Origin of the sequence: Pseudomonas sp. B22129 (assembly GCF_044218875.1) — a bacterium.
GTDB lineage: Bacteria > Pseudomonadota > Gammaproteobacteria > Pseudomonadales > Pseudomonadaceae > Aquipseudomonas.
Genome location: NZ_CP162592.1, coordinates 2125383 through 2143803 on the forward strand (window position 1 = coordinate 2125383; position 18421 = coordinate 2143803).

An 18421-nucleotide genomic window follows, 5' to 3' on the forward strand; every position below is an offset into this window, starting at 1 on the left:
GCAACGAAGAACCGGGCCTAGTGCCCGGTTTTTTGTGGGCGTAACAAAAGCTGGCTATTCTCTTTCCGTCACTGCCGTCTTTCTTACCGCACCCAATCACTATCTGTGCTGGTGGTTCGTTAGTTATTCTCTATCAAAGTCCATGATTTAATGCATTTGATGGTGTCATCTTGATGGTCAATACTCCCTCCAAGCCGATTAGCCGGCAGTTCCATGACTGACCTGAGGAAGATTGAGCATGAGCCAGAAAACCCTTACTACCGCCAGTGGCGCTCCCGTTGCTGACAACCAGAATTCCCGCACCGCCGGCCCTCGCGGTCCATTGCTGCTCGACGATTTCCATCTGATCGAGAAGCTCGCTCACTTCAACCGCGAAAATATTCCCGAGCGTCGCGTTCACGCCAAGGGGTCGGGTGCTTACGGTACGTTCACTGTCTCTAGAGACATCACCCAATACACCAGCGCAAAGTTGTTTGAGACCGTTGGTAAGCAAACTCCGACTTTCCTGCGGTTCTCAACAGTTGGCGGTTCGCGCGGTTCGGCTGATACTGATCGCGACCCACGGGGCTTCGCGCTGAAGTTCTACACCGAAGAGGGTAATTGGGACATCGTGGGCAACAACACGCCTGTGTTCTTTATCCGTGACCCATTGAAATTCCCGGACTTTATTCACACCCAAAAACGTTTGCCACAGACCAACCTCAAAAGCGGCCAGGCGATGTGGGACTTCTGGTCGCACTCACCCGAGGCGCTGCATCAGGTCACCATTCTGTTTTCGGACCGTGGTACACCAGACGGCTACCGTCACATGCATGGCTTCGGCAGCCATACATACAGTTTGATCAATGCCGCTGGAGTGCGTCACTGGGTCAAGTGGCACTATAAGACCAAGCAAGGCATCAAAAACCTGTCGCCGGCTGAAGCCGAGCGCTTGGCAGGCAGTGACCCGGATTACGCCCAGCGCGATTTGTTTGGTGCAATCGATCGTGGCGACTTTCCGAAGTGGAGTGTCAACATCCAGATCATGACTGAGGCGCAAGCTGCTGCGCATTACGAGAACCCCTTCGACGTGACCAAGACCTGGTCGCAAAAAGAGTTTCCGTTGATCGAGGTGGGTGAGTTGGAGTTGAACCGTAATCCACAGAACTTCTTCGCGGAGGTCGAGCAAGCCGCATTCGGCCCAAGCAACATGGTTCCAGGTGTTGGCCTGTCGCCAGACCGCATGCTGCAAGGCCGCGTATTCGCCTACGCAGATGCGCACCGCTACCGTGTTGGCACCAACCACCAGCAATTGCCGGTGAACGCCCCGCGCAGCCCAGTGCACAGCTATCAGCGTGATGGTTCGATGGCATTCGGCACCAACGGTGGTGCGGCTCCCAACTACGAGCCTAATAGCTACGCTGATGCGCCGAAGCAGGCGCCTCAGTATGCTGAGCCAGCGCTGTCGTTGAGTGGTGCGGCGGATCGTTATGATCACCGTGAAGACACTGATTACTACAGCCACGCAGGCGCGCTGTACCGGTTGATGGACGCAGCCCAGAAAACCTTGCTGATCGACAACATTGTCGGTGCTATGGCCGGAGTGTCCAGCGATGTGGTCCAGCGCCAGTTGCAACACTTTGTCAAAGCCGATGCTGATTACGGCCAACGCATTGCGAGAGGCTTGGGCGTAACAATTAACTGACTCTAAACGATAAGCAGAACCGCCCTCATTTGGGCGGTTTTTGCGTTATTTTAGCTACTTTTCCCTGAAAATCTTCGCTTTTCTGCCGTTGGTCCCGTGACCTTCGGGTCATGATGGTTCAAACTACTGACTTTCAAGTAGGGAGATGTAGGGCGATGCAAGGTCACCCCGACGTAATCGATTACCTCAACACGTTGCTGACGGGCGAACTGGCAGCTCGTGACCAATATTTCATCCATTCGCGCATGTACGAAGACTGGGGCTTTACCGAGCTCTACGAGCGTATCAACCACGAAATGGAAGAAGAGGCACAGCATGCCGACGCACTGATGCGCCGTATCCTGATGCTCGAAGGCACGCCGCGTATGCGTCCCGACGACCTGGATGTGGGCACGACGGTGCCTGACATGCTCGCTGCCGACCTGCGTCTTGAGTACAAGGTGCGAGCCGCACTCTGCAAGGGCATTGAGCTCTGCGAGAAGCACAGCGACTTCGTCACTCGCGAGATCCTGCGTGTGCAGTTGAACGATACCGAAGAAGATCACACCTACTGGCTGGAAAAGCAGCTCGGTCTGATCAAGCTCATCGGCCTGGAAAACTACCTGCAATCGCAGTTCTGATTTCCGGCTACAAAAAAGCCCCTGTCACCGCGAAGTGACAGGGGCTTTTTATTGGGCCCGAAATATCAGGCGCGGTCACGCGCCAGCAATGGTTTCAAGTAGTAACCAGTATGGGACTGCGGCATCTCGGAGACCTGCTCCGGTGTGCCGACGGCAATGATCTGGCCACCTTTGGAGCCGCCTTCCGGCCCCAGGTCCACCAGCCAATCGGCTGTCTTGATCACATCCAGGTTGTGCTCGATCACCACCACGGTATTGCCGTGATCGCGCAAGCGGTGCAGCACGTCCAGCAGCTGCTGGATATCCGCGAAGTGCAGGCCGGTGGTCGGCTCATCAAGGATATACAACGTCTTGCCGGTATCGCGCTTGGACAGCTCACGGGACAGCTTCACCCGCTGCGCCTCACCACCGGACAGCGTCGTCGCCGACTGCCCCAGTTTGATGTACGACAGGCCCACATCCATCAACGTCTGCAGCTTGCGCGCCAAAGCAGGAACCGCATCGAAGAACACCCGCGCTTCCTCGATGGTCATCTCCAGGGTTTCGTGAATGCTTTTGCCCTTGTACTTGATCTCCAGTGTTTCGCGGTTATAGCGCTTGCTCTTGCACACATCGCACGGCACGTAGATATCCGGCAGGAAGTGCATCTCGACCTTGATCAAGCCATCGCCCTGGCAGGCTTCGCAGCGGCCACCCTTGACGTTGAACGAGAAACGGCCCGGCCCGTAGCCCCGCGAGCGCGACTCCGGCACACCCGCGAACAGCTCACGAATCGGCGTGAACAGCCCGGTGTAGGTCGCCGGGTTGGAGCGCGGTGTGCGACCAATCGGGCTCTGGTCGATGTCGACCACCTTATCCAGATGCTCCAGGCCCTTGATGCTGTCGTGCGCGGCCGCTTCCAGAGTGGTCGCGCCGTTCAGGGCGGTAGCACTGAGCGGGAACAGCGTGTTGTTGATCAGTGTCGACTTGCCGGAGCCGGAAACACCGGTCACGCAGGTCAGCAGCCCCAGCGGAATTTCCAGATCAACGTTGCGCAGGTTGTTACCGCGCGCGCCCTTGAGGTGCAGCGCCATTTTCTTGTTGCGCGGCGTGCGTTTGGCCGGGACTTCAATCTTCACGCGGCCGGACAAGTACTTTCCGGTCAGCGAGTCGGGGTGAGCCATGACTTCGGCAGGCGTACCTTCTGCAACAATGTGCCCGCCGTGAACGCCAGCGCCCGGGCCGATATCGACGACGTAATCCGCCAGGCGAATCGCGTCTTCGTCGTGCTCGACCACAATGACCGTGTTGCCGATGTCGCGCAGGTGTTTCAACGTGCCCAGCAGGCGGTCGTTATCCCGTTGGTGCAAACCAATCGACGGTTCATCGAGGATATACAGCACGCCGACGAGACCGGCGCCAATCTGGCTGGCCAGTCGAATGCGCTGGGCTTCACCGCCAGACAGCGTATCGGCACTGCGGTCCAGCGACAGATAATCCAGGCCCACGTTAACCAGGAACTGCAGGCGCTCACGAATTTCCTTAAGGATCTTGTCGGCAATTTCGCCGCGACGCCCTGTCAGCTTGAGCACACCAAAGTACTCACAGGCATCGCCGATCGGCAGGTTGGTCACCGCCGGCAACGTCTTCTCGCCGACCCACACATGCCGTGCCTCACGACGCAGGCGAGTACCGCGGCAATCCGGGCAAGGTTGGGTGCTGAGGAATTTCGCCAGTTCTTCACGCACGCTCGCCGATTCGGTCTCGCGATAGCGGCGCTCAAGGTTGGGCACGATACCTTCGAACGGGTGAGAGCGTTTAACAATGTCGCCCCGGTCGTTCAGGTACTTGAAATCGACGTTCTGCGAGCCGCTGCCATGCAGGATGACTTTCTGCTGCTCGGCCGGCAGTTGGTTGAAGGGCACTTCCAGGCTGAATTTATAGTGGGACGCCAACGACCCGAGCATCTGGAAGTAATAGACGTTACGCCTGTCCCAGCCGCGTATCGCCCCCTCTGCCAGCGTCAGGTCGCCATTGACAAGCCGTTTGATGTCGAAGAACTGCTTCACGCCCAGGCCATCACAGGTCGGGCAGGCGCCGGCCGGGTTGTTGAAGGAAAACAGCTTGGGTTCCAGCTCGCTGATGGCGTGCCCACAGATCGGGCAGGCGAAGCGCGCGGAGAAGATGATTTCTTCGCCGGGTTCGTCGTCCATCGGCGCGACAAGCGCAATGCCGTCGGCCAGCTTCAAGGCCGTTTCGAAAGATTCCGCCAGGCGCTGCTGCAAATCTGCCCGCACCTTGAAGCGGTCAACCACCACATCAATGGAATGCTTCTTCTGCTTGTCGAGCTTCGGCGCTTCATCCAGCTCATACAGCTTGCCGTTGATGCGTGCGCGCACAAAACCCTGGGCGCGCAGCTCTTCGAAGACAGAGAGGTGTTCGCCCTTGCGCTCGCGGATCACCGGTGCCAGCAACATCAGCTTGGCACCTTCCGGCTGGGCCAGCACCAGGTCGACCATCTGGCTGACCGTCTGGGCTTCCAGGGGGATGTCGTGGTCCGGGCAGCGCGGAATACCCACGCGTGCGTAGAGCAGGCGCAGGTAATCGTAGATTTCGGTGATGGTGCCCACGGTGGAGCGCGGGTTGTGGGAGGTCGATTTCTGTTCGATGGAAATCGCCGGCGACAGGCCTTCAATGGTGTCGACGTCAGGCTTTTCCATCATCGACAGGAACTGGCGGGCATAGGCCGACAGCGATTCCACATAGCGCCGCTGGCCTTCGGCGTACAGCGTGTCGAACGCCAGGGACGATTTGCCGGACCCGGACAAGCCGGTGATGACGATCAGTTTGTCCCGGGGCAGGGTCAGGTCGATGTTCTTCAGGTTGTGGGTTCTAGCCCCACGAATCAGGATCTTGTCCAAGATGGCCTCGCACGGCGGGCGTAAATAATGCAGGAGTATACGGCTAAAGACTGGATGAATATACACTGCCAAAGTGCCGGGTGCAGCCTTAGATGAAAGCTGCGCGGCAAAGCGCCGCATATACCCTCTCAATCGATGGGACTGGTAGAATCGCCGCCGGTTCACACGAGGTTTTTCCATGCACGATCCCCACAGCGAACGCATGAGTAGCGGCGAGACCCGCGCGGCAAGCGGTCTGGCCCTGGTGTTCGCCTTCCGTATGCTGGGCATGTTTATGGTGTTGCCGGTGCTGGCGACCTATGGAATGGATCTCGCAGGCGCAACCCCCGCATTGATCGGCCTGGCCATTGGCGCCTATGGCCTGACCCAGGCGCTTTTCCAGATTCCGTTCGGGATCATTTCCGACCGCATTGGCCGTCGCCCGGTGATTTACCTCGGGCTGATCGTGTTCGCCCTCGGCAGCGTGCTCGCTGCGCAGTCCGATTCGATCTGGGGCGTAATCGCTGGCCGCGTCCTGCAAGGGGCTGGTGCGATTTCCGCAGCGGTCATGGCGCTGCTGTCGGACCTGACTCGTGAACAACATCGCACCAAAGCGATGGCCATGATCGGCATGACCATCGGCCTGTCGTTCGCCGTGGCCATGGTGGTCGGGCCCTTGCTGACTCGCGCCTTTGGGTTGCACGGGCTGTTCCTGGCCACGGGCGGCATGGCGTTGTTCGGCATCGTGATCGTGGCATTTATGGTGCCGCGCTCCACCGGAACACTGCAGCACCGCGAGTCCGGCGTCGCGCGCAAAGCCTTGTTACCGACGCTCAAGCATCCCGACCTGCTGCGCCTGGATTTAGGTATCTTTGTGTTGCACGCGATGCTGATGTGCAGCTTCGTTGCCTTGCCCCTGGCATTGGTGCAAAAGGCCGGCCTGCCCAAGGAACAACACTGGTGGGTCTACCTCACCGCGCTGCTGGTTTCGTTCTTCGCCATGATCCCGTTCATCATTTACGGCGAGAAGAAACGCAAAATGAAACGAGTTCTCCTGGGCGCCGTCGCGACATTGATGCTCACTGAGCTATTCTTCTGGCAGTTTGGCGACAGCCTGCGGGCGCTGGTCATCGGTACGGTGGTGTTCTTCACCGCGTTCAACCTGCTGGAGGCTTCATTGCCTTCGCTGATCAGCAAGGTTTCACCGGCAGGTGGCAAGGGCACGGCGATGGGGGTGTATTCCACCAGCCAATTCCTGGGTTCGGCACTTGGCGGCATCATGGGTGGCTGGATGTTCCAGCATGGCGGTTTGTCGGTTGTGTTCCTCGGATGCGCCGGGCTGGCTGCACTTTGGCTGGCCTTTGCTGTTACCATGCGCGAACCTCCCTACGTCACAAGTCTGCGTTTGCCGCTATCGCCCGAGGCGATCCGTGAAAGCGGTCTGGTAGAGCGCCTGAAGGCTGTCGTAGGGGTAACAGATGCAGTTGTGATCGCTGAAGAAGCGGCCATTTACATCAAATTGGATACCGAATTATTGGATCGCGCGACGCTCGAGCAACTGGTCAACCCGGTGCCGACAGCGCGCCCAGCTTAGGAGAACGTTATGGCCCGTGGGGTTAACAAAGTCATATTGGTCGGTACATGCGGCCAGGATCCCGAAGTTCGCTACTTGCCGAACGGTAATGCCGTGACCAACCTGAGTCTGGCGACCAGCGAACAATGGACCGACAAGCAGACCGGCCAGAAGGTCGAGAAGACCGAATGGCACCGTGTGTCGATGTTCGGCAAGGTCGCCGAAATCGCCGGTGAATACCTGCGCAAAGGTTCGCAGGTCTACATCGAAGGCAAACTGCAAACCCGCGAGTGGGAAAAAGACGGCATCAAGCGTTACACCACTGAAATCGTGGTCGACATGCAAGGCACCATGCAATTGCTGGGCGGCCGTCCACAGCAGGGCGACCAACAAGGCGGGGGCAACAACTACCAGCAGTCCGCTCCGGCCCCACGCCAGCAGGCTCCACGCCCGCAGCAGTCGGCACCGCAGCAGTCGCGTCAGGCGCCAGCGCCACAGCAGGCCGCTCCACAGCCGGCTCCGGATTTCGACAGCTTTGATGACGATATCCCGTTCTAGGGCTCAACCCCCCGGAACGAGCAAAACCCTCGATAGCTAACGCTTCGGGGGTTTTTTTATTGCCCAACATCAGGCGTCCACCGCTGCCGCGGCTACCACCATTTCCTTGAACCTGCGCAATACCGCCGAGCCGTCGTCGCGCCGCGTCGCCAGATGCAACGGCGCTACCAGGCTTCGGCACTCCGTCAGCTCCCGGTAGACGATGCCATCCCCACGCAATCGCTGCATGGACGCGGGCACAATGGACACGCCCAGACCCGCTGCCACCAGGCTCAAGGTTGCCGTCATACGCGGTGCTTCCTGAACCACCTGCGGGCTGAACCCCGCCTCTCGGCAGGCCACCAGGATGGCGTCATACAGCCCAAGCCCCACGCGGCGCCGGTAAAGCACGAAAGACTCAGTCGCCAGCGCGGCCAAGGGCAGGGCGCCCGAGTCGCGCGCCAGCGGGTGAGCAGTGGGCAACGCCAATAACATCGGCTCCACCAGAATCGGCTCATCCTGCAGTGATTGCGTTCCGCTGAGGGGCGAGCGAATAAACGCCGCGTCGAGTTTTTCGTGTACCAGCGCGTCCAGCAGTTCGCCGGTGCCGGCTTCCTCCAGCACCACAGAGACGCCGACAAAGGTTTCGCGAAACAACCGCAGCACACTGGGGACAAATGGATGCAGCGCGGCCGAACTGGTGAAACCGATCGCCAACCGCCCGCGTTCACCCCGTGCAGCGCGGCGGACTAGATCTGCCACGCCGTCCACCTGGGCGAGAATGCCTCGGGCTTCATCCAGCAACGCCAGCCCGGCGGTGGTGGGGCGCACGCCACGAGGCAGGCGCTCCATCAACACCACGCCCAGCTCGGCCTCAAGGCTTTGCAGCAGGCGCGTCAGGGGTGGCTGTTGCATCCCCAGCCGTTCGGCGGCCCGGGTGATATAGCCTTCCTCGGCGATAGCAACGAAGGCTTTAAGCTGGCGCAGCTCCAACATAGAGATACTTTCCAGGTATGGGAGGGCTTCAATCCTGGCATTTGTTCTCATGGCTCACAAGATTTAGGCTGTGGGCAACCTCAAAAAGAAGGAAAGCCGCGATGACCTGGTCAGCCAAGCAGTACACGATGTTTGAGCAACAACGTACCCGCCCCGTCCGTGATCTGGTCGCGGCCATTGCGAATACGCAGGTTCGCACCGCCGTGGACCTGGGCTGCGGCCCCGGCAACTCCACTGAGGTGTTGGCCGAGCGTTTCCCAACGGCGCACGTCACGGGTATGGACAGCTCCGACGACATGCTGGTGGATGCGCGTAAACGCCTGCCGGCGCTGAGCTTCGAGCTGGCGGATATCGGCGCCTGGGCGCCTGCACAACAGTTCGATGTGATCCTCGCCAACGCGTCCCTGCAATGGCTGCCGGACCATGCCACGCTGTATCCGCACCTGGTCGATCAACTGACACCAGGCGGCACTCTCGCCGTGCAAACGCCGGACAATCTGGACGAACCCGCTCACCGTCTGGCCCGCGAAGTAGCGGCCGACGGCCCTTGGTCGGCGAAGATCGGCGCGGTGAAACACAATGAACGGCACACGGCGAGTTACTATTTCGAGCTACTGAGCAAACACTGCAGCACCGTCGACGTGTGGCGCACCACCTACCAGCACCCCCTGGCCGACCACGCAGCGGTGGTGGAGTGGTTCAAGGCGTCGGCGCTGCGGCCGTTTCTTGCGCCTTTGGCTGACGACGAAAAAGCCGCTTTCCTGCGCGAGTATCAGGCGCGGATTACCAAGGCTTACCCGGCCCTGGCCGATGGCACCGTGTTGCTGCCGTTCCCGCGCCTGTTCATCATTGCGGTTCGCTAAGCCTGGGCGAAAAAGCGGCGGTCAAACCGTCGCTTGCCCCTTCAAAAATTCATCTGTCGATACCACCTGCGCGTAGGCAAAACCCAGCGCTGCCATAAAAGCGCCGTGCGCCTGAGCGGCGGGAATCACTTGCCCGTTGAACTCCAGGTCGCGAGTGGCGCAGGCGTCATGGATGACGGTGACGGTGTAACCCAGATCCGCCGAGGCCCGCACCACGGCATCGATGCACATATGGCTCATGCTGCCGGCCACCACCACGTCGGTGATAGCGCGCTGTTCAAGACGCGCGCGCAGGTCGGTACCACGAAACGCATTCACGAAGTGTTTCAGCACCACGGGCTCATCGCCCTCGTTCAGTGCTTTGGCATGCAGATTCGCCCCAGCGGAACCCGGCGTAAAAAAGGGGGCATCCTCGGAGGTGAATTCATGGCGTACGTGAATCACCGTTTTACCCGCTTTGCGAAACGCCTGAAGCACGTCAGCCGCCTTGTCCGCCGCAGCCTCTACGCCGTCGAGTGGCCACTTGCCGCCGGGGAAGTAGTCGTTCTGGATGTCGATCAAGATGAGTGCTTGCTTGGCCATGAAGGCTGCCTCGGGATGGGTGAATAGGCTTTGTATCTTAGCTGGCACTCCGGGCGCCGTGCAGAATGCATCGGGGTTGATGCGCCATCGTGCAGAACAAGGAAGGCACAGTGCCACTGTTTTTTCAGCAAACACTTGATTTTAAACCGGTCCCCGTCAAAAACGCCTTGGCCTGATCCCTGCAACCTCCCGTCTACACTCATGGCAGGATCGCCAAGGGGGACCTATGACCCCGACTCATCGCAAGAAACTGGTCGTCGCCCACTCAACGCGTGAGGGCGCGCCACGGCACGAAGTCGAGACCAACCGCGCGCTGGCGCGCTGGCTGGCGCAAATCCTCGGTCTGAAATTCGGTGGCAGTTACGACCCGCAAAAACATGCCGGGCGCGATCTGTACCTGCTGCCCACGCAAACGCTGGTCGGCTCTCACCAGGCGCATGCACTCAACATCAAAGGCCCACACGATTTGTGGGGCGGTTATGTCGATCACGCGTTCATCTGCACCAAAGCCATCAGCCACGGCCTGCTCAGCCCCGACGCCAAGGCACCCGAGGGTTGGTCAGCGTTGTTCGGTGAGCGTGTGCGAGAGGTCGTGCTTGACGGTCTGAGCGTGTTCGCCCTTGAGGACGCGCTTGCCGCCGCCACACGCCTTCTGTACAGCGGGCCGGTTCGCCTGAAACCCGTGCATGCCTGCGCCGGGCGCGGCCAGCAAGTGATCCACAGCCTCGATGAATTCGAAGCCGTGCTGGCGCGGCCTGACGCGGCGCAGATGTTCAACGACGGTGTGGTGCTTGAGCAGGATTTGCACGATGTGATCACTCACAGCGTAGGCCAGAGTGTTATCGGCGATCACGTGTTCAGCTATTGCGGCGAGCAATACCTGACAAAAGACGGGCAGGGCGAAGAGGTTTACGGCGGCTCCAACCTGTTGGTTGTGCCCGGCGGCTACGACGATTTGTTGAAGCTTGACCTGGCTGCAGACGTGCGCGAAGCCATCGAGCAAGCCCAGGTCTTCGATGTGGCGGCCGACGAAGCTTACCCCGGTTTCTACGCGTCGCGGCGCAACTACGACATTGCCCAAGGCCTGGACAGCGACGGCCAACGCTGCAGCGGCGTACTCGAGCAATCCTGGCGCATGGGCGGGGCCAGCAGCGCGGAAGTCGCGGCGCTGCAGAGCTTCATTAACCACCCGGGCCTGCGGGCCATTCATGTGTCCTCGGTGGAAACCTACGTGGACCAGGCGCTGCCGGCGGATGCCATCGAGGTATATCGCGGCCCTGCGGAAAACAGCGACTTTCTTCTCAAGTACGTGACGGTTAAATCTTATGACGGCTAGAAGCGAAAGCATTGCGATCGATATCGACGACGAACAGATGAGCGGCACCTTTCTGAGCCCCAAATCCAAAGTGCCGGGGGTGTTGTTTGTACACGGCTGGGGCGGTAGCCAGGAGCGCGACTTGGAACGGGCCAAAGGTATCGCCGGGCTCGGCTGCGTGTGCTTGACCTTCGACCTGCGTGGCCACGCCGGCACGGGTATTCCATTGAGCCGCGTCACCCGCGAAGACAACCTGCGCGACCTGTTGGCGGCTTACGACCGGCTGCTGTCGCACCCGGCCATCGACACCTCGGCCGTGGCGGTGGTGGGGACCAGTTATGGCGGCTATCTGGCGGCCATCCTCACCTCACTGCGCCCGGTGCGCTGGCTGGCGTTGCGCGTGCCGGCGTTGTACCGCGATCAGGAATGGCTCAAGCCCAAACGTGATCTGGATAAAGCCGACTTGATGGATTACCGCAGCACCCTGGTGCACGCCGAGACCAATCGCGCCTTGCACGCTTGCGCGCAATTTACCGGCGATGTGCTGATCGTGGAGTCGCAAACCGATGACCACGTGCCGCACGCCACCATCATGAGTTACCGCGCGGCGTGCCAGCAGACGCATTCGCTGACGCATCGCATCATTGATGGCGCGGACCATTCCCTGAGCGACCCGGTGTCGCAGCAGGCTTACACCTCAATCCTGGTGGACTGGGTTACCGAGATGGTGGTGGGGGAGCGGTTGAGCATTATCCAGGCTCAGTAATGTGTTGCTCTTTTGGCCGCCTTCGCGAGCAAGCCCGCTCCCACATTTTGAATTGCATTCCCCTGTTGGAATGCATTCAACCTGTGGGAGCGGGCTTGCCCGCGAAGGCGTCAGACCATTCAACACCTGATCAAGCCGGTGTCTTCTTGACCCGCAACGCCTTCGCCTTGGCCTCAACCCCAAGGTACATCACCAGCGTAATCAGCAACGGCGAAATAAAGTAAATCGCCCGATACGCAATCAACCCCGCCAGCAAACTGCCCCGCGACGCCTCATGTTGCAACAGCCCGATAAACACCGCCTCCAACACGCCCAGCCCGGCTGGAATATGGGTGACCACCCCGGCAATCGCGCTGATCAGCAGCACCCCCAGCACCAGCGGATAATCCAGTTTGGCCGGCAGCAAGGTGAAGATCACCGCGGCCATCAGCGACCAGTTCAACGCGCCCAGCGCTAGTTGCAAACACGCCATGCGCAACGACGGCAGGTTGATCTCAATGCCCTTGATCGACCACGCGCGCTTCTTCGAAAACCGGCAAGCCGCCAGGTACCCCAGGCTCACCAACACCAACAGCGCGCCGATTCCCTGTAGCGTCGCGCTACTGACTTTCCAGCCCGGCGGCATGGTCACCAGCCCGCTGCTGAACACCACACCGGCCAGTGCCATGTAGCCAAACCAGTTGGTGGCCAGGCTCAGGCCGAGGATTTTGGCGATGTTGCCGGTGCTGACCCCCAGCCGGGAATACAGCCGGTAACGCATGGCAATCCCGCCGACCCACGCACTCAAATTGAGGTTGAACGCGTAGCTGATCACGCCCACCGGCAGGATCTGTTTCCAGCCCAGCGGCTGGCGGATATAGGTGCGGCCGATCAGATCGAAGCTGGCGTAGACGAGAAAACTGCACAGCGTCAGGCCGGCTGCGATCAACACGGTGCGCCGTTTGAAATCGCCCAGTGTCTGGAATACTTCACTCCAGTCGATACGCCGGGCGAGGAGGGTGAACAGCACGATCAGCAGCAGGAAGAAGGCGATCGTGAGCGGTTTCTTCCAGCGTTTGAACCGTGAGCCACTGCCTTCAGCAGTCATGGGTTGGCCGCTCGAAGGGTTTCAGTCGCGGCTTGTGCGCCGGCAGCCAGCCTGTCAGCGCGGGGAAATGGCGCATCACATGAAACACCAGAAAGCCCACCGTCAACCGCCACAGCCACAAGCGCGGCGTGCGGTTTTCCGGCATGGTCCGGCAGTGGTCGTTGGCGAGCTGTTCCAGCCGTTCGTAAAGCTGCTGATTGAACGCGCGGTCGCGAATCAGCACATTGGCTTCCAGGTTCAATGACAGGCTCAAGGGGTCCAGGTTGCTTGAGCCTACGGTGCTCCACTCGTCATCCACCAGGGCGACTTTGCCATGCAGTGGGCGCTGGCAATATTCATGAATCACCACGCCATCCTTGAGCAAATAATCGTAGAGCATGCGTGCCGCCAGCTTGGCCAGCAGCACGTCGGGCTGGCCTTGCATGATCAGTTGCACCTGTACGCCACGGCGCGCGGCGTTGCGGATCTCGCGCAGCAGGCGATAGCCAGGGAAGAAGTAGGCGTTGGCGATCACCACGCGTGTTTGCGCTTTGCTCAAGGCGTAGAGGTAGGCTTCTTCGATGTCATCGCGGTGCTGCAGGTTGTCGCGGTAAATCAGGCGCACCAAGCCGTCGCCGTTCTCGGTCGACCACAATGACGGCCGTTGCTGGCGCCGCCGCCAACCGCGTCGTGTACGCACTTGGCGGCCGCTTTGTGCGAGGGCGAAGTGGTGTAAATCCGCCACCGCCGGGCCCACGACCTGCACCGCGTAATCCTGCTTGGCTTCGGGGCCGAAATCACCCAGGTGATCGGCAGAAAAATTGATCCCGCCGATAAACGCCACGGCGGCGTCCACCACCACAATCTTGCGGTGCAGGCGCCGAAACCAGTTGGTGCGAAAGCCCAAGGTTTTAGACGCCGGGTCGAACATCTGCACCGTCACTCCGGCCTGCGCCAGTTCGCCCAGAAATGCCGGGCTCAGTTCGCCGCAGCCGAAGCCGTCCAGGCTGGCGACCACCTTCACGCCCCGCCGCGCGGCGTCGATCAGGACGCGTTGCAGCTCATGGCCGACCTTGTCTTCGAAAAGAATGAAGGTCTCCAGCAAGATCTCGCGCTTGGCCTCGCGCATGGCCGCAAACACCTTGGGAAAGTAGGCTTCGCCATTTTCCAAGAGCTCAACGCGGTTGCCCGGTTGCCAGCCGTAATCCAGGTCGCGGGCTTTGGCTTCATCCGGGGGCTGGTCGGTGGAAATATGCTCGACGGCGACGTTCATAGCTCAATCTCCACCGACAGCGGCACGTGGTCTGACAGATGGGACCAGGGCCGTGTGGTCAGCGCCCGGGGGTTGTGGATTTTCACGTTGCGCACGTAGATGCGGTCCAGCGCCAGCAACGGCAGGCGGGCCGGGAAGGTGCGCGGCAGTTTGCCGTGGGCTTCGATGAAGACTTCCCGCAGGCCGCTTTGGCTGAGGTCGGCGCGCTGGCGCCAGTCATTGAAATCGCCGGCAACGATCAACGGCGCATCGGCCGGAATCTCGCGGATGCGCTGCTCCAGCAAGCGCAGTTGTTGCTGGCGGTGTACCTCGCGCAGGCCCAGGTGAATGCAGATCGCGTGCACTTCCTGGCCGGAGCCGGGCAGGCGCAGCACGCAATGCAGGAGGCCCCGGTTCTCGTGGCCGCTTTGGGAAATGTCGAGGTTATCGTGGCGCACGATCTGGAATTTCGACAGCAGCGCGTTGCCGTGGTCGCCATGGGGGTAAACCGCATTGCGCCCATAGGCGTATTGCGGCCAGATGCTGTCGGCGAGGAACTCGTACTGCGGCATGTCCGGCCATTCGCTATAGCGCCGGGGGTGGTGCTCGTGGGTGCCGTGGATCTCCTGCAGGAACACCATGTCGGCGCCCACGCTGCGCACCGCTTCGCGCAGCTCGGGCAGGATGAAGCGGCGGTTGAGGGCGGTGAAGCCCTTGTGGATATTGACCGTCAGCACCGTGAAGCGAGTGATGGCGACGCTGGGAGTGATGGGCACCCAGTCGGGATTCGCAGCCATGGTTGCTCCTGAAATAGGGTGGGGGCCTGGCCCCCGTTTATGGCTGACTGCGATTTTTGGCCGAAAGTTTCCCGCTTCCTACCAGCGGCGCATCAGCCCGCTCCCACAGGTCTTTGCTTTCACAGCGCCTTCCAATGCAGGGGGAACGATCTGGGCGTAAACCCGTCAGTTCCTTACAGACCCTGCTGAAGGAGCCCGGCGTTTTGCTCAATCTCAAGACTGCCTTACTGCTTGGCGCACTGCTGTTGTTCGGCAGCGGCGCCCTGCAAGCCGCGACTGCCCCGGCGGCCACGCCCGCGCCTGCCGCCAAGCCTGAGTTGCTGGTGGAGGGCGGCCTGCTTGGCGCTATCAGTTCCAGCATCGACGACGTCCAGGACAAGCTCGACCTCAATCAAAACCTGATCGACGCCTGGCGCCTGCGCGCCGATCGTGCGGCGGATGAAGTCGGGCGGTTGGTGGACCAGACCGCCGAACGTTCGCCGTGGAGCGTGGCCGGTGACTTCCTGTTGCTCTCGGGGGTGTGGCTCGGTGCCTTCGCTGTGTTGACGTTGCTGGGGCGTTTTTTCGTAAGGCGCTTGAGTCGGCGCGCGTTTGTCGAGCGCCGCGGGCGCCTGCAAGCCGTACTCGGCTATGTGGTGCCCTACACCATTCCTGCGCTGATATGCCTGCCGCTGACGCTGTATGTCAGCCATTTCCTGCCCACTTCGGTGGGGCGTGCGCTGGCGCTGTGTTTCGCCTATGCCACCAGCAGCGGCATCTTTTCCACCTCGATGCTGTTGTGCGTGATCGTCATGTTCAACGTCGGCCACAAGCGCCCGGCCGTGCAGATTATTCGCAGCTACTGCCCCAGGCCGCTGTTCCTCATCGGCTTCCTGGCCGCCCTCAGTGATGCGCTGACCAGCCCGCAAATCGCCCGCCAGCTGGGCGGCAATATCACCAGCAGTATCGCGGTGTTCACCGGTTTGTTTGCGGCGCTGATTTTCGGAATGCTGGTGATTCGCCTGCGGCGCCCGGTGGCGCATTTGATCCGCAACCGGCCATTGAATCAGCGCCTTAAACACCCGGCGTTGCAGCAGTCTCTGCGGATATTTTCCGGGCTGTGGTACTGGCCGATCCTGTTGATGGTGTTGGTGTCGGCGATCAACCTGATCGGTGCTGGCGACGATAACCAGAAAGCGCTGCGCTGTGCGCTGTTCACCACGATTCTGTTGATCGGCACGGTGTTTCTGAGCACGGTGTTGCAGCATCTGTTCAAGTCCCGCAGCCAAGTGGCGATCCAGCGCAGCAGTGCTTACAAGGAGCGTTTCCTGAGTTTGTTGCACGCGATCTTGCGTATTGCCATGGCCATTGCCTTTATCGAAATCCTCGGGCGCATCTGGGGCGTGTCGCTGTTCGAGTTTGCCCAGCGCAACTCGGTGGGCCGCGCAATCAGTGACTCCCTGAGCAGCATCGGCCTGATCCTGTTGATGACCTGGCTGTTCTGGGTGGTGCTCGACACGGCCATCCAGGAAGCGCTGAAACCGCCGGTGAATAAACGCTCCAGCCGCCAACCCAGCACACGGGTGAAAACCATCCTGCCGCTGCTGCGCAATGCGGTGAAAATCATCCTGGTGGTGATTTGCGCGATCACCACCATGGCCAACCTTGGCATCAACGTCGCGCCGTTGTTGGCCGGTGCCGGTGTGGTCGGCCTGGCGATCGGTTTTGGTTCGCAGCAACTGGTGCAGGATGTGATCACCGGCCTGTTCATCATCATCGAAGACACCCTGTCCATCGGCGACTGGGTGGTGCTCGACTCCGGCCACGCCGGGACGGTCGAAGGCCTGACCATCCGCACCCTGCGCCTGCGTGACGGCAAGGGGTTCGTGCACTCGGTGCCGTTCGGGCAGATCAAGGCGGTCACCAACCAGTCGCGGCAATTTGCCTATGCATTCTTCTCGGTGCAGTTCACGTATGACACCGATGTGGACAAAGCGGTGGAGCTGATCCGTGACGCCGGCCAGTCGATTCGTGATGACGTATTCCTCAAATACAACCTGCAAGGGCCGCTGGAGGTGTTCGGGGTCGACAAGATGGACCTTAATGGCGTGGTGCTGACGGCCCAGTTCCGCACGGTGTCAGGCGGGCAATATGCGGTAAGCCGCGCGTTTAACCAGCGGCTGAAAAAGCTTGTGGATAACTGTGATGAGGTGCACTTCGCGCAAACTTATCCACAGCAGGTTTTACTGCCCAAGCGTACGCCCCAGGTGGATGAGCCGGATGAAGCGGCGCCAGCGTCGGTGGTGCTGACCGAGCAGCCGCGTACCCAATGATTCCTGGGTGACTGAGCTGACGCTTTCGCGAGCAAGTCGAAGCGTCGAACCGCCGCTCCCACATTTTGATCGTATTCCGAGGATGTACTCGGTCAAAATGTGGGAGCGGGCTTGCTCGCGAAGAGGCCCTCATTATCACCTCTGTGATGGCGCCGGATACAACAAGTTGCAACCACATACTTTATCCGTGACGGTTGCGCTACAAACCCGCAAAATGCAACGATTCTTACAAATACCTAGATATCTATCGTTCCAACAGACCGGGCCTGCTCAATCTATGCGAATGCGCCTTATGTTATTGGGCGGCGGGAATGCCCTCGGGCAGGCGCTGATTCGCCTCGGTGCAGAGGAAGACATTGGTTTCCTCGCACCCAAACCGCCCCAAGACGGCTGGGATGCCGCGAGCCTCACCCAATTGCTCGACGACACCCGTCCCGATGCGTTGATCAACCTCGCCTACTATTTCGACTGGTTCCAGGCCGAGGCCGTCAGCGAAACCCGCTTGGCTGCCCAGGAGTTCGCCATCGAGCGCCTGGCCGAACTGTGCCAGCACCACAACATCACGTTGTTGCAACCGTCCAGCTACCGCGTGTTCGATGGCTCCCGCGCCACGGCCTACAGCGAAAAAGACGAGCCGGTGCCCCTGGGCCTGCGCGGCCAGGCGTTGTGGCGCATCGAGCAGAGCGTGCGCGCCACCTGCCCGCAACACGTGTTGCTGCGTTTTGGCTGGTTGCTGGATGACAGCGTCGACGGCACCCTCGGGCGTTTTCTGGCCCGGGCCGAGAAGCCTGATGAATTGCTGATGGCGGACGATCGCCGCGGCAATCCGACGCCGGTGGACGATGCGGCGCGAGTCATCATTTCGGTGCTCAAGCAGCTCGATTGCGCCGCGCCGCTGTGGGGCACCTATCACTACGCCGGGCATGAGGCGACGACGCCTGTGGCGCTGGGCCAGGCGATCCTCACTGAAGCGCGCAACTTCCATCCGCTGGCGATCGAATCCCCCACCGCTCAGGCCCACGCCGCTCGGCCGGACGCGGCGGATGAACCGCAACATGCGGTGCTGGCCTGCAAGAAAATTCTCCATACCTTCGGCATCAAGCCACGGGCGTGGCGGGCGGGCTTGCCGGCGTTGCTGGACAGGTTCTATCGCCACAGTTGATACCACACAAAACTCAA

At 60.5% G+C, this 18421-nt stretch carries 15 protein-coding genes; 9 read left to right on the forward strand and 6 right to left on the reverse strand.

From position 1 onward, the window contains the following. The first annotated feature begins 238 nt into the window (after positions 1-238). On the forward strand, positions 239-1684 hold the full coding sequence (locus tag AB4P94_RS09695) for a catalase (protein ID WP_395610328.1): 1446 nt from the start codon (positions 239-241) through the stop codon (positions 1682-1684). A 155-nt stretch (positions 1685-1839) separates the two neighbouring features. Then, positions 1840-2304, forward strand: coding sequence for a bacterioferritin (gene bfr, locus AB4P94_RS09700; protein ID WP_395610329.1), 465 nt, complete (start codon positions 1840-1842; stop codon positions 2302-2304). 65 nt (positions 2305-2369) lie between these two features. On the opposite strand, the gene uvrA is transcribed toward bfr, so the two are convergent. Beyond that, complete coding sequence (gene uvrA, locus AB4P94_RS09705; protein WP_026013597.1) at positions 2370-5204, reverse strand: excinuclease ABC subunit UvrA; 2835 nt, start codon at positions 5202-5204, stop codon at positions 2370-2372. Positions 5205-5382: 178 nt separating this feature from the next. Here uvrA and AB4P94_RS09710 point away from each other — a divergent pair, with 178 nt between their 5' ends. Continuing rightward, positions 5383-6777 carry an MFS transporter gene (locus AB4P94_RS09710; protein ID WP_395610330.1) on the forward strand — a complete coding sequence of 465 codons (1395 nt, stop codon included), beginning with the start codon at positions 5383-5385 and terminating at the stop codon, positions 6775-6777. Positions 6778-6786: 9 nt separating this feature from the next. Then, complete coding sequence (locus AB4P94_RS09715; protein WP_016969466.1) at positions 6787-7314, forward strand: single-stranded DNA-binding protein; 528 nt, start codon at positions 6787-6789, stop codon at positions 7312-7314. Between the two features lie 69 nt (positions 7315-7383). Here AB4P94_RS09715 and AB4P94_RS09720 read toward each other — a convergent pair whose 3' ends face one another. Continuing rightward, complete coding sequence (locus AB4P94_RS09720; RefSeq protein WP_395610331.1) at positions 7384-8289, reverse strand: LysR family transcriptional regulator; 906 nt, start codon at positions 8287-8289, stop codon at positions 7384-7386. Between the two features lie 101 nt (positions 8290-8390). Between AB4P94_RS09720 and tam the strand changes: the two genes are divergently transcribed. Beyond that, positions 8391-9152 (forward strand): trans-aconitate 2-methyltransferase, encoded by a 762-nt coding sequence (gene tam / locus AB4P94_RS09725; protein ID WP_395610332.1) that lies wholly within the window; start codon positions 8391-8393, stop codon positions 9150-9152. Between the two features lie 21 nt (positions 9153-9173). On the opposite strand, the gene AB4P94_RS09730 is transcribed toward tam, so the two are convergent. Continuing rightward, a complete protein-coding gene (locus AB4P94_RS09730; protein WP_395610333.1) occupies positions 9174-9734 on the reverse strand; it encodes a cysteine hydrolase family protein in 561 nt (186 codons plus the stop codon). 226 nt (positions 9735-9960) lie between these two features. Between AB4P94_RS09730 and AB4P94_RS09735 the strand changes: the two genes are divergently transcribed. Both AB4P94_RS09735 and AB4P94_RS09740 read left to right on the forward strand, forming a co-directional pair. Further along, positions 9961-11070: a DUF3182 family protein gene (locus tag AB4P94_RS09735; protein WP_395610334.1), complete on the forward strand. Its 1110-nt coding sequence runs from the start codon at positions 9961-9963 to the stop codon at positions 11068-11070. Further along, complete coding sequence (locus AB4P94_RS09740) at positions 11060-11815, forward strand: alpha/beta hydrolase family protein (protein ID WP_395610335.1); 756 nt, start codon at positions 11060-11062, stop codon at positions 11813-11815. Before AB4P94_RS09735 ends, AB4P94_RS09740 begins: the two co-directional genes overlap by 11 nt. Before the next feature lie 130 nt (positions 11816-11945). Here the strand turns inward: AB4P94_RS09740 and AB4P94_RS09745 are convergent, their stop codons facing one another. Genes AB4P94_RS09745 through AB4P94_RS09755 form a run of 3 tightly spaced genes read right to left on the reverse strand, consistent with a single transcriptional unit; the run spans position 11946 to position 14930 of the window. Further along, entirely contained in the window at positions 11946-12902 is a 957-nt protein-coding gene (locus AB4P94_RS09745) for a lysylphosphatidylglycerol synthase domain-containing protein (RefSeq protein ID WP_395610336.1), read from the reverse strand. Further along, a complete protein-coding gene (gene clsB / locus AB4P94_RS09750; protein ID WP_395610337.1) occupies positions 12892-14154 on the reverse strand; it encodes a cardiolipin synthase ClsB in 1263 nt (420 codons plus the stop codon). Before clsB ends, AB4P94_RS09745 begins: the two co-directional genes overlap by 11 nt. After that, positions 14151-14930 (reverse strand): endonuclease/exonuclease/phosphatase family protein, encoded by a 780-nt coding sequence (locus AB4P94_RS09755; RefSeq protein WP_395610338.1) that lies wholly within the window; start codon positions 14928-14930, stop codon positions 14151-14153. Before AB4P94_RS09755 ends, clsB begins: the two co-directional genes overlap by 4 nt. 203 nt (positions 14931-15133) lie before the next feature. On the opposite strand from AB4P94_RS09755, the gene AB4P94_RS09760 reads away from it, so the two are divergent. Together AB4P94_RS09760 and AB4P94_RS09765 are read left to right on the forward strand one after the other, a co-directional pair. Then, complete coding sequence (locus tag AB4P94_RS09760; RefSeq protein WP_395610339.1) at positions 15134-17242, forward strand: mechanosensitive ion channel family protein; 2109 nt, start codon at positions 15134-15136, stop codon at positions 17240-17242. 277 nt (positions 17243-17519) lie between these two features. Next, positions 17520-18404: a sugar nucleotide-binding protein gene (locus tag AB4P94_RS09765; protein ID WP_395610340.1), complete on the forward strand. Its 885-nt coding sequence runs from the start codon at positions 17520-17522 to the stop codon at positions 18402-18404. Positions 18405-18421 lie beyond the last annotated feature (17 nt).